We start from the raw sequence: 26883 nt of genomic DNA on the forward strand, positions 1-26883 counted from the left end.
CGCGGGCGGCGCGCCTGTCACGCTACCCCCTTCGTGGCCCGTGGCCCACCTGCCGGTCCGAATCCCCGTCGGTACGTCATGGTCGGGCGGGGTTGGGGCACTATGACTGGGTGGCTACCGTAAGGTCCACCGACAAGGCCAGTCCCCTCCGCAGGGCGGGGCGGACGGTCGGCCGAGCGCTGCACAGGCCCATCACGGGCCCCGCCCGTTCCATCAGACGGGCGACGCACGCGCACGGCGCCGGTGAGTCGGGCCTGGGCAAACTCATCGAGCTGCACGCGGTGAACGGCGCGGGCGACGTGATGATCACCGTGGCCCTGGCGTCCACCGTCTTCTTCTCCGTCCCGACCGATCAGGCCCGCGGCCGGGTCGCGCTGTACCTGGCGATCACGATGGCCCCGTTCACCCTCCTGGCCCCCGTGATCGGCCCGCTGCTCGACCGGATGCCGCACGGTCGGCGCGCCGCGATGGCGGGCGCCATGCTGGCGCGGGCGGTGCTGGCGCTCACCATGTCGGGCGCGGTGGCCACCGGCGGCCTGGAGCTGTATCCGGCGGCCCTGGGCGTCCTGGTGGCGTCGAAGGCGTACGGAGTGGTGCGCAGCGCGGTCGTGCCGCGGCTGCTGCCACCACGGTTCTCGCTGGTCAAAGCCAATTCGCGAGTCACACTCGCCGGGCTGCTCGCGACGGCCGCGGCGGCCCCGATCGGCGCGGGGCTCCAGCACGTGGGGCCCCAGTGGCCGCTCTATGGGGCGTTCTGTGTCTTCGTGGCGGGCACCTTCCTTGCGTTCACGCTGGACCACAAGGTGGACTCCGCCAAGGGTGAGCGCAAGGCGCAGCTGGTCGATCACGGCGGGCGCAAACCGGGGCTGCGCACGGTCGGCGCGTCCGTGCAGAACGGGCTGATCGCCAACGCGGCCCTGCGCTCCCTCTCCGGCTTCCTGATCTTCTTCCTGGCGTTCCTGCTGCGCGAGCACCCGCTGGCGGGGCAGAGCGCCGCCGTCTCGCTCGGTGTGGTCGGCGTCTCGGCGGGCGTCGGCAACGCGCTGGGCACGGCGGCGGGCTCGCTGCTGCGCTCCCGGGGCCCGGAGATCATCATCGTGATGGCGCTGGTGACCGCGCTCGGCGCGTCGGTGTGCGCGGCGGTGTTCTTCAGCGGGGTGCTGATGGCGGTGCTCGGTGCGACCGCCGGGTTCACCCAGGCGCTGGCGAAGCTGTCCCTGGACGCGATGCTCCAGCGCGATGTGCCCGAGGAGGTGCGGACCTCCGCGTTCGCCCGCTCGGAGACCGTGCTCCAGATGTCGTGGGTGCTCGGCGGTGCCATAGGGATCGTGCTGCCGCTCAACGGAGTGGTCGGGATGTCGGTCGCGGCGGGGCTGCTCGCGGTGGGCGCGGCCACGTCCGTACGAGGGCTGCTGAGCTCCGCGCGGCGCGGCACGCCACACCCGCGCGTGGCGTGATCACGGGGGACCGATAGCCTTCGGCTCATGACCGTTGCGTTCACCTCTGGTAAGGCCCGTCGGGCCGGCATCGCCCTGGGCGCTGTCTCCGCCGGACTCCTCGTCCTCTCCGCCTGCGACAAGCCGACGCCCCTCGCGACCGTGACGGTCGGGACGAACTCGGTGCACGCCGAGGCCGCCTGCCGCAACGACGGCAAGGAACTGTCCGACGAAAAGCTCACGACCTGCCTCAGCAGCGTGAAGACGTCGAAGACGATCAGCTACTCGCCGGGCTCCACCCTGCGACTCGCCGTGGACACGGACGTCGTGGAGCACGGCGACAAGTGGGTCGCCGTACTCGACGGCAACCCGATCACCGAGCCGTCCAACAAGACGTACCGCTCCTTCCCGAACGCGGACGTCTTCGCGACGGGCGGGCAGGGCGCCGCGCCCAAGACCAAGAAGATCAACATCATTCAGGTCAACGACAAGAACAAGCCCAAGTCGGTGTGGAGCTTCACGCTCAAGCGTGACGACAGCTGAGACGACGGCTGACATGCGCGTCCTCGTCGTGACCGCGGTCCCCGTCGAACGGGACGCGGTCACGAGGGCGTGCCCGGCGGGCTTCGACGTCCTCGCCGGCGGGGTCGGCCCCGCCGCGGCGGCCGCCGCCACCGCGGCAGCGCTCGCCGTTACCCCGTACGACCTCGTCGTCTCCGCCGGGATCGGGGGCGGGTTCCAGCCCGTCGCGCCCGTCGGCGGGCTCGTGGTCGCCTCCCGGATCGTCGCCGCCGACCTCGGCGCCGACACGCCCGACGGCTATCTGGATGTCGAGGCGCTCGGGTTCGGGCGCTCCGCGCACCTGCCGCCGCAGCGGCTCGGGCGGGCGATCGCCGACGCCACCGGGGCCGCGTACGGCCCCGTCCTCACCGTCTCCACCGTCACCGGCACCGCCGCCCGCGCCGCCGAGCTCGCCGCCCGGCACCCCGGGGCCGCCGCCGAGGCGATGGAGGGGTTCGGGGTCGCGGAGGCGGCGGCGCAGCGGGGGGTGCCCGTCGTCGAGATCCGGGCGGTCTCCAACGCGGTGGGCCCGCGCGACCGTTCCGCCTGGCGGATCGGGGACGCGCTCGGCGCACTCACCGACGCTTTCGGGAAGCTCCCGCCCGTACTGGAGAGTTGGAACGGTCATGACTGAGCCGCTGCGCATCGCCTTCTCGCCCTGCCCCAACGACACGTTCGTCTTCGACGCCTGGGCGCACGGCCGCGTCCCCGGCGCGCCGGACATCGACGTCACCTTCGCGGACATCGACATCACCAACGGCATCGCCGAACGGGGTCCGGGCGAGAACGACTTCGACGTGCTGAAGGTGTCGTACGCCGTACTGCCGTGGGTCCTTGAGGACTACACCCTGCTCCCCTGCGGCGGGGCTCTCGGGCGCGGCTGCGGCCCGCTGGTGCTGACCTGCGAACCCGGTGTCGACCTCACCGGCAAGACCGTCGCCGTGCCGAGCGAGCGCTCGACGGCGTATCTGCTCTTCCGGCTGTGGGCCGCCGATATGGTGCCCGGCGGGGTCGGCAAGGTCGTCGTGATGCCGTTCCACGAGATCATGCCCGCCGTACGCGACGGCAAGGTCGACGCCGGACTCGTCATCCACGAGGCCCGGTTCACCTATCAGGAGTACGGGCTGCACTCGCTCGCCGACATGGGCGAGCACTGGGAGTCCACGACCGGGCTGCCCATCCCGCTGGGCGCGATCATCGCCCGCCGCTCGCTGGGCGACGCGAAGCTGCGCGAGCTGGCCGACGTCATCCGGACGTCCGTCCGCATGGCCTGGGACGATCCGGAGGCCTCCCGGCCGTACGTACGGGAGCACGCCCAGGAGATGGACCCGGCGGTGGCCGACCAGCACATCGGGCTCTACGTCAACGAGTTCACGCACGACCTGGGCGAGGACGGCTACGCGGCGGTGCGCGGGCTGCTGACGCGGGCCGCGGCCGAGGGTCTGGTGCCTCCGCTCGACCGCGACGCGCTCAGGTTCGGATAACCGGTTCGGACAACCGGTCAGACGTCCAGCTGGTCCGCCACCGCCCGCAGCAGTCCGGCGATCTTCTTGCCCGCCGCCTTGTCGGGGTAGCGGCCGCGCTCCAGCATCGGCGTGATGTTCTCCAGCAGCGTGGTCAGGTCCTGGACGATGGAGGCCAGTTCGTCGGGCTTGCGGCGCTGGGCGGCCGCGACGGAGGGGGCCGGGTCGAGGACGGTCACCGAGAGAGCCTGGTCACCGCGCTGGCCCGCCACCACGCCGAACTCGACGCGCTGGCCGGGCTTGAGTGTCTCCACTCCGGAGGGGAGCACTGACGAGTGCACGAAGACGTCGCCGCCGTCGTCGCGGGAGAGAAAGCCGAAGCCCTTCTCGCTGTTGAACCATTTGACCTTGCCGGTAGGCACGTCTGTCCTCGTCCTCGTACTCGTCGTCGGGTGCGCGGGTCGCCGCGGAAAACGGCTCTGGATAGCACTGCAGCGGGTCGCCTTCGGACCCGCCGACAACAAGGCTAATGGTCCAGAGGCTGCTGACAAGACGTCCCGGCAGGTCCTTACGGGCAGGGAACTACCCTGACCGAGTGAGTAACGAAACCCAAGCGAATTCGGCCAGGAACGAGTCGAACACCGGGGACCGGCTGGTTCGCGCCGGTGTCATCGTCTTCTTCGTCGGCGCGCTCGCCACGCTGGTCACGGTGGCGCCGCTGTTCCTGCACACGACAACGTTCCCGCCCATCGCGTACGCGGTGTGCATGCTGATGGGCGTCGGCTTCCTGATGGCCGGGGCGGGCGTGGTGACGTCGGTGTCGGCACAGCGCCGCGCGGAGCGCCCGACGGGCTAGGGCCTGTCCGGCGGATCTGGTCGCCCGCGAGGTGCCTCCGCCTTCGGTCCTGGTGAGCGGGGGTCTGGTGCGTCCAGCTGCAAGGCGGAGGAGGGCGTCGACGCGGAGCGTCGGCAACTGACGACAACGCCGCAGATGGGCGTGCCAGACCCCCGCGTCCCAGACAAGATCCGCCGGACAGGCCCTAGACGCCCTTCTCCGCGTACGCCTCCACGTAGGTCTTCCACCACGGGCGGAACCGCGTGAGGTCGGCGAGGAGTACGTCCGCGCCCGCCTCGCGCAGCTCGTCCGCGCCGATCGGGCCGGTCGGCACGGCCACCGAGAGCGCGCCGGCGGTGTGCGCGCCGCGTACGTCGCCGGTGTGGTCGCCTACGTACACCGAGGCGCCGTGCGCGCGCAGCGCCTCCGCCTTGGCCTCGGCCCACAGTCCGCCGATCAGCTCGTCGGGCTCAAGCCCGAGATGGGTGAGGTGCAGGGCCGCCTGCGGCCGGTTCTTGGCGGTGACGACGATGGCGCGGCCGCCGAGCTCCTGGACGGCGCGGATCGCGTCGGCGGCGCCGGGGAGGGCGGGGGAGGGGTCGATGGCGTACGTGGGGTACAGCTCGCGGTAGCGCCCGACCATCTCCGGTATGCGCTCCTCGGGGAACCAGTGGCTCAGCTCCCACTCCAGCGGCGGGCCCAGCCGGCTGACGGCGGCGTCGGCGTCGATGTGGGTGCCGGTGTCCGCGGACAGGCGGAGGTAGCAGGCGTGGATGCCGGGGCGGGAGTCGATGAGGGTCATGTCCAGGTCGAACCCGACGGTGAGTGTCTGCGAAGCCATGCCCCCATTGTGGGGTCCCGCCCCACCCCGCCCCTTCGCCACTGTGACACTTGCGGCTCCGCCGCGTGGCCTCCGGGGGTGGGTGGGGGTGGAGGTGGTTTCCCGGGGGCTACGCCCCCGGACCCCGGGCGGGGCTGCGCCCCTGCGCCCCCTTTGCGGGACCTGCGGCCCCTGCACCCCGCTTTCGGGGCTCCGCCCCGGCCCCCGTTCGTCTGCGGGCCGTCCGTGGCTGGTCGCGCAGTTCCCCGCGCCCCTAAAAGGGGCCCGCACCTCGCACGCCGCCGGGGCTGGAGTTACCTAAGGGGGCGCGGGGAACTGCGCGCTCAGCCCCCACCCACCCGCAGACAAACACCGGGCGCGGCCAGCCCCCACCGGACCCGCAGACAAAGACACGTCACCGCTGCCGTTGTGAGCGCCATGTCAGGAATGCCGCCGAGGACAGCGCGGCTGCCCGCACCACCCATGGCCACGCCCCCGCCACCGCGTCCCCCATCGCCCCCTCGGCGATCGGCGTGCCCCAGCGTTCGTTCTGGCGGCCCCACAGCCACACCAGGCCGCCGACCACCGCCAGGGACGGCAGGCCCAGTACCGCCCACTTCGTCTCCGCGGGGGTCAGGCGGCGCGACACGTACGCCAGGAGCCAGCCCCCGCCCAGGGCGAGCCAGTTGCCCAGGACCGCGCCCGTCACCAGGAGCGCGGCCGCCAGCAGCAGAAGGGGGTTCGTCAGGGAGCGGCGGGGGGAGTTCGTGGTCGCTCCGGGGAGCAGGGCCCGCCAGTTCGGGCCCTGGGGGGCCACGGCGGGCTCCTCCTCCGGCGCCTCCTCGGGCTCCGAGGCCGACTCCTCCGGCGCCGATTCCTCCGGCGGCCGCAGTATCTCCGGGATCTCCACCCCGCCCACGAACCCCGCCACCGACTCCCCCTGCATCCCGCCCGCCCCGCCCAGCGGGCCCGGTTCGATCCGCCACCAGTCCGGTTCGTCGCCCGAGGGGCCGAGTTCGTCCATTCCCGCCAGGTGGGGCGGGGACGCGGCCGTCTGCGGCGAGGGCGGTGGCGGGGCCGGGGGCGACGCCGCGCGCGGGCGGGGGAACGCGACGCGGCGGCCCCGGCCGCCGTCCCGCTGCCCCGGCACTCCCCGCCCCGCCGTCTCCACGTCCGGCGGCGCCTCGTACGCACCGCCCGTCGTGACCGACTCCACCACCTCGTCCGGCGTACCGAGCCGTCCCAGGATCCGGCGCACCGCGGCCGGGGAGTCGCTGCCGAACTTGCCCCGTCTGCGGTCGATCTCGTCGCGCAGCGTGGACACCAGCCGCATCCGTGCCGCCGAGGGCAGCTGACGCTGCTGGGCCAGGTCGCCGACCCGGCTCAGATAGTCGTAGACCAGCTGGTCGCTCTCGATCCCCACACCGTTCCCCTCCGTGCCCCGCCGGGGCCCGCCGCCGCCTCCCTGCCCTGACGGTAGCGCGCAGCGGCTACCGTGGGGCGGATGGGGACCGGCGAGCGCGACCAGGAGGCGCACGTGTCCGAAGCAACGACCGGAGCGGGCGGAGAAGCAGGCGGAGAGGGCGGCAGCGCCGACAGCGGCGCTCGCGCACCCTCCCCCCGCACTCTCGCCGAAGCCCTCCGCTCCCGTCCCGACGCCTCCCTCGCGGCGCTGCTGCGCGCCCGGCCCGATCTGCTCACTCCCGTACCGAACGATCTGACCCAGCTGGCCACCCGGGCCGGGACGCGGGCTTCTGTCGTACGGGCGCTGGAGCGGCTGGACCGGTTCGCGCTGCAGACCGCGCAGGCCCTGGCCGTGGCGCCGGACCCGGCGCCGTATCCCGTGCTGCTCGCGCTGCTGGCGGGGGACGAGGGTGACTCCGCCGTCGAAGGCGCGCTGCCCGGGGCCCTCGCGGGGCTGCGGGAGCAGGCGCTCGTGTGGGGGTCCGACGAGCAGTTGCGGCTGGTGCGCACCGCCCGCGAGCTGCTGGCGCCCTCCCCCGCGCACCCCTCCCCCACCGGCCTGGGCCCGACCGTCGCCGAGGCCACGGCCGGGATGTCGCCGGGGCGGGTGCAGGAGATCCTGCGGACAGCGGGGCTGTCCGCCACCCACGATCCGGTCTCCGCCTTCGCCGCGCTGACCTCGCTCTTCACCGACCGGGCACGGATGTCGGCGCTCCTGGACACCGCCCCGCCGGAGGCGCTCGCGGTGCTCGACCGGCTGGTGTGGGGGCCGCCGTACGGGGAGGTGTCGGCGGATCCGGCGCCGCCGGTGCGCTGGCTGCGCGATCACGGGCTGCTGCTGCCGACGTCGGCGCGCACGGTCGTCCTGCCGCGCGAGGTGGCCCTGCATCTGCGCGCCGGGCGCGCACACCGGGCGCCCGAGCCGGTGGCGCCCGCCGTCGCGCCGGCCCGGGAGTACCGGCCGCAGGTGGTGGACTCGGCTGCGGCGGGCCAGGCCCTGACCGCGCTGACCATGGTCGAGGACCTGCTGGCCGAGTGGAACGAGGGCGGTCCCGCCGTGCTGCGCGCGGGCGGCCTGAGCGTGCGCGACCTGAAGCGGACGGCGGCGGCGCTCGACACCACCGAGCAGACGGCCGCTTTCTGGCTCGAACTCGCCTATGCGGCCGGTCTTTTGGCGTCGGACGGGGAGGCGGAGGAGCGGTACGCACCGACGCCCGCGTACGACGACTGGCTGGACCTGCCGCCCGCCGAGCGCTGGTCGCGCCTCGCCGTCGCATGGCTCACCGCGACCCGTACGCCGGGCCTGGTGGGCGGTCAGGACGCCCGGGCCCGCACCCTGGCGGCCCTCGGCCCCGATCTGGACCGCTCCCCGGCCCCGGAAGTGCGCCACCGCGTACTCGCCCTGCTCGCGCGGCTGCCCGAAGGGACCGCGCCCGACCCGGAGACGCTGCTCGCCCGGCTGCGCTGGGAACACCCGACCCGCACCGGGCCCGACGACCTGCGGCCCCGGCTCGCCCAATGGACGCTGGCAGAGGCCGAGTTGCTGGGCGTGACCGGCCGGGGTGCGCTGGCCGCGCACGGGCGGGCGCTGCTCGCCCCGGGCGGCGACACCCCCTCCCGTACAGGCGTCACCCCGCTCCTCGGCCTCGCGGCCGCCGCCGCGCTCGCGCCGCACCTGCCCGAGCCCGTCGACCACGTGCTGCTCCAGGCCGACCTGACCGCCGTCGCGCCCGGCCCGCTGCGCCGCCCGCTCGCCGCGACGCTGAACGTGCTGGCGGACATCGAGTCGAAGGGCGGCGCGACGGTGTACCGGTTCACGCCCGCCTCGGTGCGCCGCGCGCTGGACGCCGGGCAGGCGGCCTCCGACCTGCACGCCTTCCTGGCCGCGCACAGCGCCACGCCCGTGCCGCAGCCGCTCAGCTACCTCATCGACGACGTGGCCCGCCGCCACGGGCACCTCCGGGTCGGCGCCGCCTCGGCGTATGTGCGCTGCGACGACGACGCGCTCCTGGACGAGATCGTCGCGGACAAGCGGTCGGCCGGGCTGCGGCTGCGCCGGCTCGCCCCGACCGTCCTGGCCGCGCAGGCCGACCCCGCCGCCCTCCTCGACGGCTTGCGCGCGATGGGCTACGCCCCGGCCGCCGAGTCCGCCGAGGGCGATGTGGTGATCCACCGCGCCGACACCCGCCGCACCCCGCCCCGTACCGCTCCTGCCCCCGTACCGGAGGGCCCGCCGCTGCCCGACGAGACGCTCCTCGGCGCGGCGGTCCGGGCGATCCGGGCGGGCGACGAGGCCGCCACGGTCGTACGCAAGGAGCAGCCGCACGCCGCCCCCGCCGAGCCGGGCGGGCTGCCGCGCACCACCGCGGCCGAGACCCTGGCCACCGTCCAGGCCGCCGTGCTGACCGGCTCGGCGCTGTGGATCGGCTACGTCAACGCGGACGGCGCGGCCAGCCAGCGGGTGATCGCACCGGTGCGGGTGGAGGGCGGCTTCGTGACGGCGTACGACCACACGGCCGACGAGGTCCGCACCTACCCCCTGCACCGGATCACGGGCGTCGCGGAGCTGGCGGACGACCCGGCGTGAGCGGACGGCCCTGGCCACGTTCGGCTGAGGCAGCCTGGAGGTTTGGTCGCCTCCACGTACACACCCTCAAGTCAGAGGATTCTCAGCCTACTTGTCAAGGTTTGCTGGGATCCCACAACCGAGCCCGGCGCGATGCGCCATCCTTGTCCCGGGGAGGGCGAGGTGGGCAAAGCATCGAGGAAAAAGCAGGAACGGCGATCATGGAGGGCAGCGCCCGGCGTCATCGCCGCAGCCACTGAGAGCGACCCTCAGGACCTCGGGGGCGCGGCTCTCAGAGCCCTGCTCGACTCGAACGCACCCGGCGACCTGAGTCTGGCCGGCGCTTACGCATTCGGCTACCTAGCGCTCGCAGAGGCTCAGCTCGAAGGGGACGCACCAGGCTGGTACAACGAGACCGACCCGCTCGACGCGCTGTTCCTGGGTACTGTCTGGCCGAGAACCTTCATCGACGCTCTGGAGTTCGCCAACGCGCGCGATGCCTGGCTGCGCCTCCTGCAGGGCACCGCGCACGGCAAAGGCATCCGTCGTTTCGTCCGTGAGGCCGTCTCAGCAAGCGAGGAGCTGCGGATCCCGGTGGACGACGGGAGGCTGATGCTGGCTCTCAGAGCCCGACTCGAAGCGGCTGGACTCGATAGACGCCGCCTGCCCCGGCGACTGCTGCCCAAGGCGGCCCTTCAGAGCTGCCGCGCGGTGTCTGGGCCGTCTCTGGATCTGCGGCTCCCCGACCTGCCGGAGGACACACAGGAGCGGGTCAGGCGGTTCTGGAAGGACGCGGTGGAGGAGCCGTGGGCCGATGCCACGCCCAAGAACATTCTCCGCGATGGGCTGCGCCGGTTCCACGACGCCGGGCTGCCGGTGGAACAAGAATCCGCAGTGCTGCTGCCGGCCCTGTATGCGGCGCTCCTGACCAAGCCCGGCGAACTTGTGGAGGACATGGGCGAGCACGCCTCGGCGTGGGCGCTCTCCCTGGACGAGGCATCGTCACTAGTGCCGGTGCTCGACATCCTCCTTGTCGCTCCCGAGCTGGAGATGCCCGTCGCCGAGACTCTCGGGCGTCTCTTTGCCGTGCCCGCGTTCACCGAGCCGATCCCCTCCGAAGCCCTGCTCTGGACCAGCTCTCCGGGTCTCGCTCTCTTACGCCTGGCCTTCGCGCTGGGCATTACTGAGGTGTCCACGCTGGGAGGGCCAGTCACGCCGGACCTGCTGGACTGGGTGGGTATGCACGCCAGAATGCGGCTGAGCGCCACAGCTCGTGAGAGCGCCGACGACTTCGGCGAGACGGGCAGTACTGACGGTATCGAAGGCACGCAGGAAGAGTCGGACGAGCGATGGGTCGAGCGGCGTAGGGCCGTACGCGAGGCGGTGCTGCACAAGGTCCGCAAGAAGTCTGGCGGGACCGCCACGCGACGTCGATTCGACCATCCCGTCGAGCGCATCTGGAACGCGGACGGCAGTTCCGTCGTGCGAATATCGACCGCCACTCCGCACGGACGGATGATGCGTGAAGCCATGGAAGGCCAACTGGACGCCTTCCGCGAAAAGTTCGGCCGCGATCCAGGGCCGGACGATCCTCTGGTATTCGACCCCGACGCCGACGAGCCCACTCCTCTTACCAACGAGTACTTCGGCGACATGATGTCGGACATGGCGGAGCTCGCGGCCGAGATGGGCATCGACCCCGCGTTCTTCCACGCCTGGCGCGAAGTCGGGTACTTGGTCACCGAGGCAAACAGAGGCATGTTCACCACCGCCGAGGTGCTCGCCTTCAGCAGGGCCCTCGCTCGATACCGGCAGGCCGGAAAATGACCGGCAGCGCCGAGGGCCACACCAGCGGAGGCGTGTTCTTCAACGTCGCCATCCAGGGGCGGAGCATCACCCTTACACTCCCGGACCGCCCGGACCTCACACGCGCCGGAATTCCCCGGGAATCGGCGAACTTCGCAGGGCGCCGCACCGAGTTGGAACAGGTACTCGCCGCCTTGGCGCCGACAGCGCAGGACAAGACGGCAGGCACTGTGGTGGTGAGCGGGCTCGCCGGAACAGGCAAGACCGAGCTCGTGCTCCAAGCCGCCCGCCAAGCGCTGCGAGAAGGGAGCTGGTTCCCCGGCGGGGCCCTCTTCGTCGACCTGCACGGCTACGGCACAGAGGCCAAGGTGTCACCGAAGCAGGCGCTCGGCACCCTCCTGCGGGCACTCGGCATCCCCCCGGAACATATTCCTCCCAGGGTCGAGGAACGGGCACTCATCTACCGGTCCGCGCTCGGTGCACTTGCGGCTGCCGGGCGACGGGTCCTGGTTGTCCTGGACGACGTACCAGCGACCGGCAAGATCCGCCACCTCATGCCGAGCGCCGGGAGCGCCGCAACGCTCGTGTCCTCTCGGCACTCGCTCTCGGAACTGGACGCCCTGGCGCTGACCTTGCGGGAGCTGCCCGCCGCCGAGGGGCGGGAGCTGCTGGGCAACGCCCTCCGCGCTGCTCTGCCCAAGGACTCGCGGGTGGCCGACGAGGCTGCTGAGGCCGACCGGCTCGTCGCGCTGTGCGGCGGCCTGCCACTGGCACTGCGCATCCTGGCCTCACTGCTCGTGGACACACCGACCCGGCCCCTGTCCCATCTCCGCCTGGACCTCGAGGACACACATTCCAGGCTCTCTGTGCTGAGCCGGGGAAAACGCGCCGTGACAGCGGCCTTCGAGCTGTCCTACCGTAGGCTCACCAAGGGTCAGGCCAAGCTCTTCCGACTGATATCGCTGCATCCCGGGCCTGACTTCTCTACCGAGGCTACGGCCCAGTTGTGCGGCAAAAGCGTTGAGGAAACCGAACGGCTCCTGCTGGCCCTGGCTCACCGGTACCTGGTCGAGCCACGAGAACCGTCCGGCCGCTGGCAGCTGCACAGTCTCGTACGCCTCTACTCCCGGGAACGGCTGTCGTCGGGCAACGACTCCTGGGCTATGAGCGTCAGCCACCTGCTTGCCCACTTGCACGAGATGGCCACTCTGGCGTGTGAAACGCTCTTCGCCCCCGTGGCACTGCGGCGCACGGAGCAGCCCTTCTTCACCGATCGAGCCAAGACGCTCGTGTGGCTGGAGGCCGAGCGACACACTCTGGTCGCAGCCACCATCTGGGCTCACGCAGCCGACGACGATCTGATGTGTGTGGCCCTGGCGGTGCCCGTCTCGAAATTCCTCATAGAAATGCGTTACCTGGAGGAAGCCGAAGCGGTCCTTACCGCAGGCATCTGGTCGAGTCCTCGACGGAAGGACGGTTTTCGCGAAGCTGCCTTACTGAGCTCCCTCGGCCTAGTGCTTCGAGACATGCGCAAGCTGAAAAAATCTGCCCATGCGCACTACAAGGCCATCAAGATCTGTCAGAAGCCCAAGAAGCGCCACGCCTTGGCCGGCGCGCTGAACAATCTCGGGCTCTCGCTCCACGAGCAGCGCAAATTCGAACAGGCCGTGGCGGCACACACCGAAGCTGCCCAGCTTTCCAAGCGAGGCGGTGACTGGCTCGGAGTAGCGAGTGCACTCAGCAATACCGGCGAGACTCTGACCGAGCTGGACCGCAACGACGAGGCTTCCCGCGCCTTCCGCGAGGCCGCGAAGATCTTCTGGGCTTTCGGAGACCAGCACGGCTACGCCCAAGCCCTGGGCGGCCTCGCCAAGGTGAGGCGCAGCGACGGAAAAGCCAAGCAGGCCGTGGCGCTCCACAAACGCGCGCTCGGCGTAGCCGATGGCCTGCTCTTTCCACATGAGAGGGCGGTTGAGCTGTGCAACTTCGCCAGCGCGCTGACCGCTACCGGACAGTTCGAAGCGGCTCTCGCCGCTCAGCAGGAGGCACTGAGCACCTTTCAGCGCCTGGGTGACCTCTGCGGGAAGGCGATGACGTTGGGCAACATGGCTCTCGTTCGCCAGCAGCAGAGCAAGTGGAACAAGGCCACAAGGCTGCACACCCTCGCCCTGGAGGCATTCCTCGAAGGGAGGAACGATCACGGCGTGGCCTCAGAGCTCAAGAATCTCGGCTGCACACTTCTCCAGCAGGGCCGCAATGCTGAGGCCCTGGAGAATCTGGAGCTCGCCACCGACCTGTACCACCAGGCCGGCAATACGAAGGCGGCCATGGACACGCTCGACTTCGTCGACCAGGTGAGAAGGCAGATCGGAACCGGGATGCGACCCGTCGAGAGCCGGATGTAATCACGCGTGCATGAGGCACACTGGAGGTTTGGCACCTGCGGAGGGATGTAGGTACGTGAACGGGCCACTGATCGTCCAGTCGGACAAGACCCTGCTCCTGGAAGTCGACCATGAGCAGGCCGGCGCCTGCCGCCGGGCCATCGCGCCGTTCGCGGAGCTGGAGCGGGCGCCGGAGCACATCCACACCTACCGGCTGACCCCGCTCGGGCTGTGGAACGCGCGCGCGGCCGGACACGACGCCGAGCAGGTCGTGGACGCGCTCGTCGAGTTCTCCCGCTACCCCGTCCCGCACGCCCTGCTCGTCGACGTCGCGGAGACGATGGCGCGCTACGGACGGCTGACGCTGAGCAAGCACCCCGTCCACGGGCTTGTGCTGACCAGCACCGACCGGCCCGTGCTCGAAGAGATCCTGCGGTCGAAGAAGGTCGCTCCGCTGGTGGGGGCCAGGCTCGACGCGGACACCGTCGCCGTGCACCCCTCCGAGCGCGGCCAGATCAAGCAGACCCTGCTGAAGCTCGGCTGGCCCGCCGAGGACCTCGCGGGGTACGTGGACGGCGAGGCGCACCCCATCGAGCTCGCGGAGGACGGCTGGGCGCTGCGGCCGTACCAGAAGCAGGCCGTCGAGGGGTTCTGGCACGGCGGCTCCGGTGTGGTCGTGCTGCCCTGCGGCGCGGGGAAGACGCTGGTCGGGGCGGGCGCCATGGCGCAGGCCAAGGCGACCACGCTCATCCTCGTGACCAATACCGTCTCGGCCCGGCAGTGGAAGCACGAGCTGGTCAAGCGCACCTCGCTGACCGAGGACGAGATCGGCGAGTACAGCGGGACGAGGAAGGAGATCCGGCCCGTCACCATCGCCACGTACCAGGTGCTCACGACGCGGCGTAAGGGCGTCTATCCGCACCTGGAGCTCTTCGACTCCCGTGACTGGGGGCTGATCGTCTACGACGAGGTGCATCTGCTGCCCGCGCCCGTCTTCAAGTTCACCGCCGATCTGCAGGCGCGGCGGCGGCTCGGGCTCACCGCCACCCTCGTACGCGAGGACGGGCGCGAGTCGGACGTCTTCTCGCTCATCGGGCCGAAGCGGTTCGACGCGCCGTGGAAGGAGATCGAGGCGCAGGGCTACATCGCGCCCGCCGACTGTGTGGAGGTGCGGGTCAATCTGACCGACTCCGAGCGGCTCGCGTACGCGACGGCCGAGGCCGAGGAGAAGTACCGGTTCTGCGCGACCACCGCCACCAAGCGGAAGGTCACCGAGGCGCTGGTACGGAAGTTCGCGGGCCAGCAGATCCTGGTCATCGGGCAGTACATCGACCAGCTCGACGAGCTGGGCGAGCATCTGAACGCGCCGGTGATCAAGGGCGAGACGCCCAACGCCCAGCGCGAGAAGCTCTTCGAGTCGTTCCGCCAGGGCGAGATCTCCGTGCTCGTCGTCTCCAAGGTCGCGAACTTCTCGATCGACCTGCCGGAGGCGACGGTCGCCATCCAGGTGTCCGGCACGTTCGGGTCACGGCAGGAGGAGGCTCAGCGTCTCGGCCGCGTGCTGCGCCCGAAGGCCGACGGCCACCAGGCGCACTTCTACTCGGTGGTGGCCCGCGACACCCTCGACCAGGACTTCGCGGCCCATCGTCAGCGGTTCCTGGCGGAGCAGGGGTACGCGTACCGGATCGTCGATGCGGACGATCTGCTTACGGGGGACTTGGGCTGAGGTTTGTTTGCCGTCTGCGGGTGAGTGGTGGGCTGGTCGCGCAGTTCCCCGCGCCCCTTAGGTAGTCCGCCGCAGCCGGAGAACCCAGCTCAGCCACAGGCTTTTAGGGGCGCGGGGAACTGCGCGACCAGCCCCCACCGGGCCGCAGCCAAACAGCGACCTGCCCGCCGCGCACCCCAGCGCCGCGAGCCCCAGCAGCGCGTACGGCGACGCCAACGGCTGTTGCCACCAAGGGAGATGGAGGTCCAGGTCACCCGCGTGCGGCACCAGCCACAGCGTGCGCGCGGCGAAGACGGCCGCTACGGCGACGGCCGTACGGGGCCGACCCTCCGCCACCAGCACCGCCAGCAGCGGCACGCACCACACCCAGTGGTGCGACCAGCTGATCGGGGAGACGAGCAGCGCGGTGAGGGCGGTGACCAGGACGCCCCAGCGGTCGTCCGCGCGGCGGGCCGTCCACAGGCCCGCCGCCGCCACGGCGGCCGCGACCGCCACCCACACCGCGCCCGGCGCGGACGTGTGCAGGAGCCGGGCCACCAGGCCCTGGAGCGACTGGTTGTCGACGATCCACGCCTTGCCGACCCGGTCGGTCTCGAAGAGCCGCCGGGTCCAGAAGTCCGCGCTGGCGCGGGGCAGGACGAGCGCGCCGAGGAGGACGGTCCCGGCGAGCGCGGCGGCGCCCGTCCCCGCCTCGCGCCACCGCCCCTTGAGCAGCGCGTACAGCAGGAAGATCGCGGGGGTGAGCTTGATGCCCGCCGCGATGCCGACGGCGAAGCCCTTGCCGGGGGAGCCCGGCGACCGGGTCAGGTCCCACAGGACCAGGCAGGTCAGCGCCAGGTTGATCTGGCCGAACAGCAGCGTCTGGAACACCGGTTCAAGCCAGAGCCCGGCGGCGGTGGCGGCGAGCAGGGCGGCGGGGTGGGGCGCGATCCGGGCGAAACGGCAGGACAGCCGCACCAGGAGGGCGAGCAGCAGTGCGTTGCCGACGGCGAAGGCGGCCTTGAGCACCGGCACGGGGAGCCAGGTGGTCGGCACGAAGAGGATCGCGGCGAACGGCGGGTAGGTGGCGGGCAGGTGCCAGCGGGTGACGGTGAAGCCGTACAGATCGGTGCCGTGCGCGACGGCCGCGCCCTCCGCCCGGTAGACCAGGGCGTCCGCCATGGGGATACGGAGTGCGGCGCAGAGCACTGCCAGCGCGGCGAGGGAGAGGGCGAGCAGGACGACGCCTGTCGCGGGCATAGCGGGTGTAGCGGGTGTAGCGGGTGTAGCGGGTGTAGCGGCGAGTGAACGGTCGGTCACGGTCCGGTACTTCACGGCCGCGACCCTAGAGGATCACACGATCGGGAGGGGGCAGGCTCGGCGGGCCCGGGCAATCACCCGACTGCGGGGCAGGCTCGGCGGGCCCAGAGGCTCACACGCCTACAGCGGGTTCCGGTGGGGCGGACTCAGTGGCGGCGGCGCACGCCCGCCTCCTCCGAGTACTCCCCGAGGACGACGACGCTCAGCGCGGCACCCGCGAAGGCCTTGCAGGCGCGCAGCGCGTTGCCGACGCGGTGCGGGGAGTGCTGGGCGCCGGTGGCGGTGGCGCCCCTGGGGGCGGGGACGGTGGGCGCGGAGGTGCAGGTCACGGTGCTCATGTATCCATGGTGCTCCCGGGGCACTCCCCTTTCATCGCTCTGCGGTCTGAACCCGCACCGCCCCCGTGTCCACCTCTGGTCCAACGCCATCCCCTACGGGTAGGACCCCGGTCCCTAAGGGTCGCCCAGGGTCGCCGGGGGCCGCCGGGGAAAATCGTTCGCCCGCCGGGGAACCCCTGACTACAATCGCCCCCTTCCCCCGCCTCCCTCCGAGGAGCGCCGCCGCCCGGACGGAAACCGGCCGGCCGCCGAAGCCGCAAGGCGATCCCGCAGCCCTGAACCGCCGCCCCGCCGCCCGGAGGAAACCCCCCTTGTCCACGCACGACCACGACCCCGAAGATCCCCTCAGCCGCGAGCGCGCCCACCTCTCCGAGTCACGCGCGGCCCTGCGCGCGATGCGCGAGGACGTGGAGAACCTCGACATCAAGGACGTCACCGCGAACTGGGTGAACGCGGCCGTCCTGCAGCGCCAGATCGACGACCGCATCAAGGCCCTGGCGGACCTCTCGCACACTCCGCTCTTCTTCGGCCGCCTCGACTATCTGCACGCTCCGGGCGCCGAGTTGGCCGAGGGCGCGGAGGGCGAGCGCCCGCGGCCGGAGGCCGCTAATCCACCGCTGTACATCGGGCGCCGCCATGTGCACGACGCCGAGGGCGACCCGATGGTGATCGACTGGCGTGCGCCCGTCTCCCAGCCGTTCTACCGCGCCTCCAAGAAGGACCCGCAGGACATCGGTCTGCGCCGCCGCTTCGGGTACACGGGCGGCGACCTCACCGCGTACGAGGACGAGCACCTCACCGACCCCGCCGAGGCCGCCACCACCAGCAAGCTGCTCCAGGCGGAGATCGAGCGGCCGCGCGTCGGACCGATGCGCGACATCGTGGCGACGATCCAGCCGGAGCAGGACGAGATCGTACGGTCCGGGCTCACCGGATCCGTCTGCGTACAGGGCGGCCCCGGCACCGGCAAGACGGCCGTCGGCCTGCACCGGGTCGCGTACCTCCTCTACGCGCACCGCGAGCGCCTGGCCCGTACCGGCACCCTGGTCATCGGGCCGAATGCGTCCTTCCTCCACTACATCGAGCAAGTGCTGCCCGCGCTCGGTGAGTTGGAGGTCAAGCAGGCGACCGTCGACGACCTGGTGGCGCACGTCGAGGTGAAGGGCGCCGACGACGCGCCCGCCGCGATCGTCAAGGGCGACGCCCGGATGGCCGAGGTGCTGCGCCGCGCGGTCCGCTCGCACGTGAGCATGCCCACCGAACCGCTGATGGTGGTGCGCGGCTCGCGCCGGTGGCGGATTCCGGCGTACGAACTGGAGGAGATCGTCCGGGAGTTGCAGGCGCGCGACATCCGCTACGGCGCCGCCCACGACGCGCTCCCGCAGCGCATCGCGCACGCCGTGCTCGTACGGATGGAGCAGGCGGGCGAGGCGCCCGACGACCGGGTGCAGGACGCGGTGGCCCGCAACACGGCGGTGAAGGCGGCCGTGAAGGCGATGTGGCCCCCGGTCGACCCGGCGAAGCTGGTGCTGCGCCTGCTGGCCGACCCGGACTTCCTGGCCGCGCACGCGGAGGGCGTACTCACCGCCGAAGAGCAGAAGACGATCCTCTGGGCCAAGCCCGCGCGGAGCGTGAAGAGCGCCAAGTGGTCGGCGGCGGACGCGGTGCTGATCGACGAGGCGAACGACCTGGTGGCGCGCACCCACTCGCTCGGCCATGTGGTGATCGACGAGGCGCAGGACCTCTCCCCCATGCAGTACCGGGCGGTCGGCCGCCGCTGCTCGACCGGCTCGGCGACGGTGCTGGGCGACCTGGCGCAGGGCACCACGCCCTGGGCGACGGCGAGTTGGGCCGAGGCGCTGCGCCATCTGGGCAAGGCGGACGCGGTGGTGGAGGAGCTGACGGCGGGCTTCCGCGTGCCGCGCGAGGTGATCGCGTACGCGTCGCGCCTGCTGCCGTCGATCTCCCCGGGCTTGGCCCCGGTGGAGTCGGTCCGTGAGACACCGGGCTCGCTGGACGTACGGTCGACCACGGACCTGGACGCGGATGTGATCGCCGCCTGCCGCGAGTCGCTGGAACACGAGGGCTCGATCGGCCTGATCGCGGCGGACGCGCGGATCCCGGTGCTCGCGGAGGCGCTGATGGCGGCGGGCCTGGTGTTCCTGGCCCCCGGCGAGGAGACGACGACGGAGTCCCGCCTAACCCTCGTCCCCGCGTCCCTTGCGAAGGGCCTGGAGTACGACTACGTGGTCCTGGACGAGCCCGCGGCGGTCGTAGACGGCGAGCCGGACGAACGCACGGGCCTGCGCCGCCTGTACGTGGCACTGACGCGAGCGGTGTCGGGGTTGACGGTGTGCCATGCGGCGGCGCTGCCGCAACAACTGGCCTGAGCTGCGCACCCCGTAGCCCCTAGCCCCTAGCCCCTAGGGGCGCGGGGAACTGCGCGAGCAACCAAGCACGGCCCGCAGCCGACCGAGGGTTTTAGGGGCGCGGGGCCGTGACATTTTGCGGCTCCGCCGCGCGGGCGCGACCAGCCCCCACCGGCCCGCAGCCGACCGCCCTGTCACAAAGCCTTGATCAGCGCGTCAAGAAGCCCGGGGAACCGCAAATCCAGGTCGTCCCGGCGCAGCCGCACATACCGGCTGCGCCCGACGACCCGGGTAGACGTGACCCCGGCCTCGCGCATGATGCGCATATGGTGCGACACCGTCGACTTGTGAAGGTGGCCGAGCCCGAGCGCGCCGGGCGCGCAGCTGTACTGCTCGCCGTCCGCGTACACCTTGAGCAGCGTCAGCCGTACGGGGTCGCCGAGCGCATGCAGCACCTTGACCAGCTCGATGTCGGCGGCATCGGGCTGCGGCAGCCACTCCTCGACGTGTTCGTCACCCATTTCCCCACCCTCCCCCCCACAAGAATCGTTTGACAAACATCAAACCGTTCCGCGATCGTTTGATGTACATCAAACGATACGGGGGAACTGATGCGCCTACGCCTGCTCCTGCTCGCTCTCGGCACCTTCGCCGTCGGTACGGACGGGATGGTGATCGCCGGAATCCTGCCGCTCGTCTCGGACGACCTGGACGTCTCCGTCTCGGCGGCGGGCCAGATGATCACGGTCTTCGCGCTCGCGTACGCGGTGCTCGCACCGGTCCTGGCCACGGTGACGGCGAAGTGGCCGAGGCTGCGGACGCTGCTGACGGCCCTGGTGATCTTCACCGTGGCCAACGCGCTCTCGGCGCTCGCCCCGAACTTCGGCCTGCTGCTCGCCACCCGCGTCCTGGCGGCGGTCGGCGCGGCCCTCTACACGCCCACCGCCAACGCCGTCGCCACCGCACTCGTACCGCCGGAGCGGCGCGGCCGGGCCATCGCCACGGTGATGGGCGGCCTCACGGTCGCCACGGCGCTCGGGGTGCCGCTGGGCACCTGGATCGGCCGGACGGACTGGCGCCTCACGATGTGGCTGGTCACGGCGCTGGGCGCGGCCGCGTTCGCCGGGGTCGGCCTGATGCTCCGGGGCCTCCCGGCCCCACAGCCGTCCCCGGGCCTGCGGGCCCGCCTGGCTCCGCTGGGCAACCGCCGGGTGCTCGGCGCCGCGACAACAACGTTCTTGGTCTTCCTGTCCGTCCAGACGGTCTTCATCTACTACACGGTGGCGGCGGCCCCCGCGACGAACGGCGACCAGTCGAAGCTGACCCTGCTGCTCCTGATCTCGGGCGTGTTCTCGGTGGCGGGCAGCTCGTTCGGCGGCCGGGTGGTGGACCGCTGGGGCCCGAGGGTGGTGATCCTGACGGCGGGCACGGTCTCGGCGGCGGTGTCGCTGGCCCTGCCGTGGCTGATGCAGTCGATGCCGACGGCCCTGATCGCGTCGGCCCTGAACCCCCTGGCGGGCTGGGCGGTCGCGGTCGCCCTGCCGGCCCGCCTGGTCGCGCTCGATCCGCCCTCCGCGCCGCTCCTCCTCTCCCTGAACAGCAGCGCGCTGTACCTGGGCGTGGCGGCGGCGGGCGTCACGGGCAGCGCGGCGATCGCGGTGCTCGGCGAGCGCTGGTTCCCGTTCACCTCAACGCTGCTGATGCTGCTGGCGGTCGCCCTGGCGGCGGTGACGACGCGCCGGGCTGCGGCGCCGTCGACGCCCGCCGCGCGTAGCACTTTCGTATTGACCAAGTCATGAATCGGCCACGGGCCGGGGCATATCGGTCAGCGCGGTGGCGAGGCGTCGCGGGTTGGCATTAGGAAGTCTGTTCGTAGGGATCAGAGATCGCACAGACGATCCACAGCATCACGCACATCACACGCATCACGCGCACCATTACGCACGGGGGAGTACGAACAGTGAGCAGTTCTGTCATGCACCGAGGTGGCCGGGTCAAGCTGGCGTCGGTCGGTCTGGTGGTCGTCGGTTCGCTCGCGCTGAGCGCGTGCAACGGGGACGACGGGTCGGACGCGTCGGTCGGCGGGGCGACGCCGAAGCCGTCCACGCCTTCGTCCGCGCCTTCGTCCTCGGCACCGTCCACCCAGCCGTCGGCCCCGGCCGGTGACGGTGGCGCCGCCGGTGGTCAGGCCAAGGGCGGCCAGACGTTCAAGTTCGGTCAGGCGGCCCAGTTCCCGTTCAAGTACGGGACCAAGACGAAGGGCGAGATCGCCCTCACCGTCGACGCGATCGAGAAGGGCGACCCCGCCGACCTCGCACCGCTCAAGCTCGGCGACAAGGTCAGCGGAAAGGTCCCGTACTACATCCGCTACACGGTCAAGAACGTCGGCACGACGAACCTGGAGTACGCCTCCGTCACCCACGTCAAGGGCCACCTCGGCGACGGCACCGACGCGCAGGACCTGATGATCATCGGCAACTTCGCCAAGTGCGACAGCGACTCCCTGCCCAAGGGCTTCACCAACGGCAAGACCCAGAAGAGCTGCGCGATCGCACTGGCCCCGTCGGCCACGACGAAGGTCGCGTCGGCGGAGTACTGGGGTGACCCGTTCACCATGGGTGAGGGCCTCTACTGGAAGTAGCCCAGAAAGCCTTCCCAGGCGGCGGGTGAGACGGCGAACCGGGGACCCGTGGGGTTCTTCGAGTCGCGGACGTGGATGGTGGCCGGGCAACTGGCCACCTCTACGCAGTCGTCACCTGAGCCGCTGCTGTAGGTCGACTTGCGCCAGTCGAGGGCGACTTCGACACAGTCGTCACCGGAGCTGCCGCTGTGACTGCTCTTGAACCAGGCCAGTTCGGGGGTGCTCATAGCGCTCCTCGCAGTCGCTCCAGCAGGCCCGCTGAGTCCTCGGGAGTGAGGGCCTGCGAGCGCAGTTTCGCATATCGCATGTGGAGCGTGCTGACCACTTTCGGGTCAGAGATGAACTGGCCGCTCTCCTGCCCCTCGCAGTAGCCAAACCAACGGTTGGCCGGGGTTTCGAGCAGTCGAATGGGCCCGTCCATCCCACAGTGAACTCCCCTGTCCAACGGGAGGATTTGAAGCTCGACATTTCGCGGCGAGGCGCACTCCAACACGTGATCGATCAGCTCGCGGGTCACGTCTGCGCCACCCGTACGCCGCTGAAAGATGTGCTCTTCGACGATGAAGCTGAAGGCTGTGTTGGGCCGGTCACGAAGAAGCTGCTGCCGTTCCTGGCGGGCCACCAGCTGAGCCTCCACCTGGGCGTCGGCCAAGGGCGGGACCCGCTCCCCGAACAACGTCCGCGCGTACGCCTCCGTCTGCAACAGACCCGGCACGAGCCGCGACTCGTACGTGTACAGGCTGATCGCCTGCTGTTCGAGGCGGGCCCAGCGGCGGAACCAGGTGGCCAGGCCGGGCTGGCGGTTGATGTGCTCCGCCGCCTTGCGGATCGCGCCGGTGTTGCCAAGGGCGGCCTCCGCGCGCTCGACGAACACACCGTCGGGCATCCGCCGCCCCAACTCGATGGATTCGACGGTGTGTTTGGAGTAGCCGACGAGCGGGGCGAAGTCCTCGCGGCTCAGGCCGGCGAATTCGCGCAGGGCCTGCACCACCGCCCCGAACGTGCGCAGGCTGTCGGATACGTCGGGTTCGCCGTCGTGTCCCTCGTGGTCCCAGGCCATCCCGGCCACCTCCCGGTGAGTGGATCTCCCCCGCGTACAACTCACCCAGGGTTACGGGGTGTTGGCCGTACTGTCTACAGCGGGTGCGCGTACGCTCGCGGAGCGTACGGGCTCGATGCCTGGTGGCCGGGGTGCACGGCACGTCACGGTGGCCCCATGCACCCCGAAACGGAAGCTTCGTTCGCACAACTGCCCACTACCGTACGTGTGTTCAGGCGTCGCATTGCCGCCACTCGGCGGGGCGCGCGACTCGCCCGACTGCTGTCGACCCAACGGCTCGCGGAGTGGGGCGTACCCCGTGGGTCCGACGCGTCGGACACCGCCGCGCTGATCGTGGCGGAGCTGGCCGCCAACGCCGTGGTGCACGCGGGGGCGCCGGGGAGGGCCTTCGAGCTGGGCCTTCTCCTGCGGGCGGGCGTCCTGCGCATCGAGGTGACGGACACGCGCGCCGACAAGCGCCCGGTGATCGCTTCCGCGCCGCCGCCCGACGCCGAGTCGGGGCGCGGCCTGCTCCTCGTGCAGGCGGTGGCGGATCGGTGGGGGACGGTGGAGGGGGGGGGTGCGCGGCGGAAGACTGTGTGGGTGGAGGTGGGGATGGGTGCGGAGCCTTCGTCGCACCCGATCGCCCGCAAGTCCGGTGCGCCTACGCCCTCTTGACCCTGATCCACCGGAGAGTGATGGTCGTGCCACAGCATGCAACTCCCTCGACAGCGGAGGCGATCATGGCCCTAGTCTTCTTCGGCAAGGACCCCAACACCGACGGGGACGAATGCCCCACGGCATGGGTGGACGGCAAGAACGCTGACATGGTGTTGCAGGGCTGGAAGGCCGACGAGGAGACCGAGGCGGAGTGCCTGACGGTCGGCCCCATCCCCGGCACCGAGGCAGTCATCCGCATTCCGGCCCGCATGGTGCCGCTGATTCGAAAGGCGTGCGATGCCGCAGAACAGCGCAGTTCCGAGCTTCGCTGAGATGCTGGCCGGGTGCCACGTCTCAGCTGTCCACCTGGAGATGCGGGACGCGTACGGCATTGCCGCTGAAGCAGCGGAGTTCGAGGCATGGAAAGCAGGGGACGACGGCAGTCGGTACGACCGCACGGGGCGGCGCCGCGCCTGGCTGGACCTTGTGCGGGAAACGGTGGGCCGGGGTGTGGTCATGCGCCGCGCACGGATCGTCTCCGAGCCGGTCAGTGAGTACATCAAGTACGAACACGCCGGTACGCCCTTGAACATCGAGGCGGGGGAATCAGTGCGCTGGCTGGCGAGGCGCCAGGCGTCGGATATCGCGCTCCCCGGTAACGACTTCTGGCTGTTCGACGAGCGGGTGGTGCGCTTCAACCACTTCACCGGTGACGGAGCATCCGGCGGCCCGGAGGTGACCGACGCTCCGGCTGTTGCCCGCCTCTGCACATCGGCGTTCGAGACCGTATGGCAGCGGGCCACCCCGCACGCCGACTTCAAGGTCTGATCTGAGCGAACCACCGGACCTCAGCTCATGCCCGCGTCTCCCTCTTCCAGCGCTCAGGCCGCCCGCGAAGCGCTCGCGGCACGTCTGCGGGAACTGCGACTCGACGCAGGTCTCAGATGCCTTGACGTGGCCGTCGCATGCGGGTGGCACAAGTCCAAGTCGTCACGACTGGAGAACGCCAAGACCGCTCCGTCGGACGACGACATCCGGGCATGGTGCCGTGCCTGCGGCGCTGCGGACCAAGCAGCGGACCTGATCGCAGTGAGCCGTACGGCGGAGTCCATGTACGTGCAGTGGCGGCGGCTTGAGCGCACCGGCCTGCGGAGGCTCCAAGAGTCCTACGTCCCCTTGTACGAGCAGACCAGGCACTTCCGCGTCTACTCCTCGCGGGTCATGCCGGGTGTGCTCCAAACCGAGGACTACGCCCGCGCGCTGCTGTCCACGATCGCCGGCTTCCGTCGACTTCCCGATGACTCGGCGGAAGCGGCATCAGCGCGGGTCGCGCGCTCCCATGTGATCCGGGAGGGCGGGCACAGATTCGCCCTGCTCATGGAAGAGGATGTTCTCTACTACCGGTACGGCGACGCCGGGGCCATGTCCGCTCAACTGGGCCATCTGCTAGCCGTCATGCCCCTGGCGTCCGTCTCCCTGGGAATCATCCCGCGCACGGTTCCTCGTGGCATGTGGGGTCAGGAGACGTTCACCATGTTCGATGATCAGCGGGTGCACGTGGAGCTGCTGACCGCCAAGGTCACTGTCACCCAGCCCAGTGAAGTCGCCATCTATGCCAGGGCGTTCGGCGATCTGGCGAAGATGGCTGTCTACGGGAAGGACGCGCGGGCACTGATCTCAGCGGCGATCAATGCCCTCGCCTAATCCGTCTGCAACCGACTGCAACTTTGTGGTCGGCGCCGCTCCTCAGTTCCTAGCGTCGTCGTCACCAGCACTGCGCGAGGGGACGGCATGACCAACCCACGGACCTACCCGCAACAGAGAGCTGAACTGCCCAAGCGCGTGCACGACTACCTGTACGGCTGCGACCCCGTGGCCGCGTGCGGAGTCTGCGCCGCGCTGGCGACGGAACTGGCAGAGGCACGTGAGGCAACGGAGTACGGCAAGGCGTACGACGCTGCGGCCGAGATCAGGAACCACCCGCATCCGGTGAAGAGGAACCGATGAGAGCCGCCGCGTGGGCCCACACGGGGTCGCACGCCCCGCGAATCAATCCGACTATGAAGGAGCACCCCATGGGTGGACAGCACGGCGGAGGCACCGGGTCCGGGCAGGGCGGCAGCCAGCAGGACGACGGCAGCAGCGGACGCGGACACGGCGGAGGCGGCCAGGAGACGAGCGGCGGGAACAGCTCCGACGGCTCCGGCCCCGCGAAGAAGTAGCCGATGACGATGAACACTCGCGCAGAGGAGGCGGGCCCTTCGGGGCTCGCTTCCGCGCTCGTCGCGGCGGGCGCGCTGGCCCCCGACTGGCTGGCGGCGTTCGAGGCCGTCCCCCGCGAGCTGTTCGTGCCCGCCCGCGTCTGGCCGGGGATCGCGGACGGCACGCGACAGAACCCGTTGGTCGACCGCGCCGAGGACCGCGACGCGTGGTTCACGGCGGTGTACTCCGACATCCCCCTGACCACGCAGTGGGACGACGGCAGGCATACCGGGGACGGCCTGGGCACCACGCCCAGTAGCTCAAGTTCCAAACCCCGCATGGTGTTCTCGATGTTGGCGGATCTCGGCGTGAAGGACGGTCACCGCGTTCTGGAGATCGGTACGGGCACGGGGTGGAACGCCGGACTCCTCTCGCACCGGCTGGGCGACGCGAACGTGGTCAGCGTCGAGTACGACGAGGAGGTGGCCAAGGGGGCGGGCGAGAACCTTCGGGCCGCTGGGCTGCACCCTCTGGTCGTTGTGGGTGACGGCCGACTGGGGTTCACCGGGAACGCGCCCTACGACCGCGTCATCGACACCTGCTCCGTCGGTGCGGTGCCGCCGGCATGGGTCGAGCAGACCCGGACCGGTGGACTCGTCGTCGCCCCCTGGGGAACGGAGTACGGCGGTGAGGCGATCGCCCGTCTGGTCGTCGGCGACGACGGCACGGCGAGCGGCCGCTTCACGCGCTCCAGTGCCTTCATGCGGCTACGCCAGCAGCGCCCGATTCAGCCGCCGCATGCCGCCTACCTGAAAGGTCTGGAGTGGCCCGCAGACGGCGTCAGGAGCAGCACCGCGCTTTCGCCCGCCGATGTCGGCGGGTGGGTGGAGCAGTTCGTCATCGGGCTGCGCGTGCCGGGCGCGTTCTGGACCGTGGAGCGGTACGAGGGCGGCGCGTACACCCTGTGGACGTACAGCACCGACACGAAGTCGTGGGCATCGGCCGACTACATACCGGGAGCGGACTCGTACGAGGTGTACCAGTCCGGACCGCGCCGCCTGTGGGACGAGACGGAAGCGGCCTACCGCTGGTGGTGCGAGAAGGGCCGCCCCGGGTTCGAACGCTTCGGGCTCACCGTCGCCGACGACGGCGAAAAGGTGTGGCTGGATTCCCCGGACAGCCCGGTCCAGGTCGATCTCGGCCGGGGAGGGCGCGGGATTTGACTGCGGGCCGGAAAATCCAGCCCCTCCGGCGTTTGAGGAGCGGGGTCCGGG

At 71.0% G+C, this 26883-nt stretch carries 27 protein-coding genes; 19 read left to right on the forward strand and 8 right to left on the reverse strand.

Going from position 1 to position 26883, the window contains the following annotated elements; translation table 11 throughout:
* Window positions 1–110 precede the first annotated feature (110 nt).
* The 4 genes from OG965_RS19535 to OG965_RS19550 are packed head-to-tail and all read left to right on the forward strand — an operon-like array spanning window position 111 to window position 3481.
* Window positions 111–1457, forward strand: a complete 1347-nt coding sequence (locus OG965_RS19535; RefSeq protein WP_371653374.1) for an MFS transporter — start codon at window positions 111–113, stop codon at window positions 1455–1457.
* 27 nt (window positions 1458–1484) lie between these two features.
* The gene (locus OG965_RS19540) at window positions 1485–1979 is read left to right on the forward strand and encodes a DUF2771 domain-containing protein (RefSeq protein WP_371653375.1); all 495 of its coding nucleotides are present in this window, start codon (window positions 1485–1487) and stop codon (window positions 1977–1979) included.
* 13 nt (window positions 1980–1992) lie between these two features.
* A complete protein-coding gene (locus OG965_RS19545) occupies window positions 1993–2631 on the forward strand; it encodes a futalosine hydrolase (protein ID WP_371656993.1) in 639 nt (212 codons plus the stop codon).
* Window positions 2624–3481, forward strand: a complete 858-nt coding sequence (locus OG965_RS19550; protein ID WP_371653376.1) for a 1,4-dihydroxy-6-naphthoate synthase — start codon at window positions 2624–2626, stop codon at window positions 3479–3481. Before OG965_RS19545 ends, OG965_RS19550 begins: the two co-directional genes overlap by 8 nt.
* Before the next feature lie 17 nt (window positions 3482–3498).
* Here the strand turns inward: OG965_RS19550 and OG965_RS19555 are convergent, their stop codons facing one another.
* A complete protein-coding gene (locus OG965_RS19555) occupies window positions 3499–3882 on the reverse strand; it encodes a cold-shock protein (protein WP_067162767.1) in 384 nt (127 codons plus the stop codon).
* A 173-nt stretch (window positions 3883–4055) separates the two neighbouring features.
* Between OG965_RS19555 and OG965_RS19560 the strand changes: the two genes are divergently transcribed.
* Complete coding sequence (locus OG965_RS19560; RefSeq protein ID WP_371653377.1) at window positions 4056–4316, forward strand: hypothetical protein; 261 nt, start codon at window positions 4056–4058, stop codon at window positions 4314–4316.
* Between the two features lie 184 nt (window positions 4317–4500).
* Here OG965_RS19560 and OG965_RS19565 read toward each other — a convergent pair whose 3' ends face one another.
* Both OG965_RS19565 and OG965_RS19570 read right to left on the reverse strand, forming a co-directional pair.
* Window positions 4501–5136: an HAD family hydrolase gene (locus tag OG965_RS19565; protein ID WP_371653378.1), complete on the reverse strand. Its 636-nt coding sequence runs from the start codon at window positions 5134–5136 to the stop codon at window positions 4501–4503.
* Window positions 5137–5530: 394 nt separating this feature from the next.
* The gene (locus OG965_RS19570) at window positions 5531–6538 is read right to left on the reverse strand and encodes a hypothetical protein (protein ID WP_371653379.1); all 1008 of its coding nucleotides are present in this window, start codon (window positions 6536–6538) and stop codon (window positions 5531–5533) included.
* An 81-nt stretch (window positions 6539–6619) separates the two neighbouring features.
* On the opposite strand from OG965_RS19570, the gene OG965_RS19575 reads away from it, so the two are divergent.
* The 4 genes from OG965_RS19575 (at window position 6620) to OG965_RS19590 (ending at window position 15061) form a co-directional block, all read left to right on the forward strand.
* Window positions 6620–9166 carry a helicase-associated domain-containing protein gene (locus OG965_RS19575; RefSeq protein ID WP_371653380.1) on the forward strand — a complete coding sequence of 849 codons (2547 nt, stop codon included), beginning with the start codon at window positions 6620–6622 and terminating at the stop codon, window positions 9164–9166.
* A 162-nt stretch (window positions 9167–9328) separates the two neighbouring features.
* Window positions 9329–10972, forward strand: a complete 1644-nt coding sequence (locus tag OG965_RS19580) for a hypothetical protein (RefSeq protein ID WP_371653381.1) — start codon at window positions 9329–9331, stop codon at window positions 10970–10972.
* Window positions 10969–13356 (forward strand): tetratricopeptide repeat protein, encoded by a 2388-nt coding sequence (locus OG965_RS19585; protein WP_371653382.1) that lies wholly within the window; start codon window positions 10969–10971, stop codon window positions 13354–13356. The genes OG965_RS19580 and OG965_RS19585 overlap by 4 nt, the downstream gene beginning before the upstream one ends.
* A 55-nt stretch (window positions 13357–13411) precedes the next feature.
* Window positions 13412–15061, forward strand: a complete 1650-nt coding sequence (locus OG965_RS19590) for a DNA repair helicase XPB (RefSeq protein WP_371653383.1) — start codon at window positions 13412–13414, stop codon at window positions 15059–15061.
* 57 nt (window positions 15062–15118) lie between these two features.
* Here OG965_RS19590 and OG965_RS19595 read toward each other — a convergent pair whose 3' ends face one another.
* The gene (locus OG965_RS19595) at window positions 15119–16300 is read right to left on the reverse strand and encodes a glycosyltransferase 87 family protein (RefSeq protein WP_371653384.1); all 1182 of its coding nucleotides are present in this window, start codon (window positions 16298–16300) and stop codon (window positions 15119–15121) included.
* Window positions 16301–16506: 206 nt separating this feature from the next.
* Window positions 16507–16698, reverse strand: a complete 192-nt coding sequence (locus tag OG965_RS19600) for a hypothetical protein (protein WP_371653385.1) — start codon at window positions 16696–16698, stop codon at window positions 16507–16509.
* 311 nt (window positions 16699–17009) lie between these two features.
* Here OG965_RS19600 and OG965_RS19605 point away from each other — a divergent pair, with 311 nt between their 5' ends.
* Complete coding sequence (locus OG965_RS19605; protein ID WP_371653386.1) at window positions 17010–19088, forward strand: UvrD-helicase domain-containing protein; 2079 nt, start codon at window positions 17010–17012, stop codon at window positions 19086–19088.
* 173 nt (window positions 19089–19261) lie between these two features.
* Here OG965_RS19605 and OG965_RS19610 read toward each other — a convergent pair whose 3' ends face one another.
* A complete protein-coding gene (locus OG965_RS19610; protein WP_371653387.1) occupies window positions 19262–19588 on the reverse strand; it encodes an ArsR/SmtB family transcription factor in 327 nt (108 codons plus the stop codon).
* Between the two features lie 90 nt (window positions 19589–19678).
* Here OG965_RS19610 and OG965_RS19615 point away from each other — a divergent pair, with 90 nt between their 5' ends.
* Together OG965_RS19615 and OG965_RS19620 are read left to right on the forward strand one after the other, a co-directional pair.
* On the forward strand, window positions 19679–20866 hold the full coding sequence (locus OG965_RS19615; RefSeq protein WP_371653388.1) for an MFS transporter: 1188 nt from the start codon (window positions 19679–19681) through the stop codon (window positions 20864–20866).
* A gap of 161 nt (window positions 20867–21027) precedes the next feature.
* Window positions 21028–21708, forward strand: a complete 681-nt coding sequence (locus tag OG965_RS19620; RefSeq protein WP_371653389.1) for a hypothetical protein — start codon at window positions 21028–21030, stop codon at window positions 21706–21708.
* Here OG965_RS19620 and OG965_RS19625 read toward each other — a convergent pair.
* Together OG965_RS19625 and OG965_RS19630 are read right to left on the reverse strand one after the other, a co-directional pair.
* Window positions 21696–21935 (reverse strand): DUF397 domain-containing protein, encoded by a 240-nt coding sequence (locus OG965_RS19625; protein WP_371653390.1) that lies wholly within the window; start codon window positions 21933–21935, stop codon window positions 21696–21698. The genes OG965_RS19620 and OG965_RS19625 overlap by 13 nt on opposite strands.
* Window positions 21932–22768 (reverse strand): Scr1 family TA system antitoxin-like transcriptional regulator, encoded by an 837-nt coding sequence (locus tag OG965_RS19630; RefSeq protein WP_371653391.1) that lies wholly within the window; start codon window positions 22766–22768, stop codon window positions 21932–21934. The genes OG965_RS19625 and OG965_RS19630 overlap by 4 nt, the downstream gene beginning before the upstream one ends.
* Window positions 22769–22975: 207 nt before the next feature.
* Here OG965_RS19630 and OG965_RS19635 point away from each other — a divergent pair, with 207 nt between their 5' ends.
* The 7 genes from OG965_RS19635 (at window position 22976) to OG965_RS19665 (ending at window position 26832) form a co-directional block, all read left to right on the forward strand.
* Window positions 22976–23425 (forward strand): ATP-binding protein, encoded by a 450-nt coding sequence (locus tag OG965_RS19635; protein ID WP_371653392.1) that lies wholly within the window; start codon window positions 22976–22978, stop codon window positions 23423–23425.
* A gap of 65 nt (window positions 23426–23490) precedes the next feature.
* Window positions 23491–23739, forward strand: a complete 249-nt coding sequence (locus OG965_RS19640; RefSeq protein WP_371653393.1) for a hypothetical protein — start codon at window positions 23491–23493, stop codon at window positions 23737–23739.
* Window positions 23705–24235 carry a DUF6879 family protein gene (locus OG965_RS19645; protein ID WP_371653394.1) on the forward strand — a complete coding sequence of 177 codons (531 nt, stop codon included), beginning with the start codon at window positions 23705–23707 and terminating at the stop codon, window positions 24233–24235. The genes OG965_RS19640 and OG965_RS19645 overlap by 35 nt, the downstream gene beginning before the upstream one ends.
* A 27-nt stretch (window positions 24236–24262) precedes the next feature.
* On the forward strand, window positions 24263–25111 hold the full coding sequence (locus OG965_RS19650; RefSeq protein ID WP_371653395.1) for a helix-turn-helix domain-containing protein: 849 nt from the start codon (window positions 24263–24265) through the stop codon (window positions 25109–25111).
* A gap of 87 nt (window positions 25112–25198) precedes the next feature.
* Window positions 25199–25414 (forward strand): hypothetical protein, encoded by a 216-nt coding sequence (locus OG965_RS19655; RefSeq protein ID WP_371653396.1) that lies wholly within the window; start codon window positions 25199–25201, stop codon window positions 25412–25414.
* A gap of 68 nt (window positions 25415–25482) precedes the next feature.
* A complete protein-coding gene (locus OG965_RS19660) occupies window positions 25483–25629 on the forward strand; it encodes a hypothetical protein (RefSeq protein ID WP_329399976.1) in 147 nt (48 codons plus the stop codon).
* Between the two features lie 9 nt (window positions 25630–25638).
* Window positions 25639–26832, forward strand: coding sequence for a methyltransferase domain-containing protein (locus OG965_RS19665; RefSeq protein WP_371653397.1), 1194 nt, complete (start codon window positions 25639–25641; stop codon window positions 26830–26832).
* Window positions 26833–26883 lie beyond the last annotated feature (51 nt).

Source organism: Streptomyces sp. NBC_00224 (assembly GCF_041435195.1).
Classification (GTDB): Bacteria; Actinomycetota; Actinomycetes; order Streptomycetales; family Streptomycetaceae; genus Streptomyces.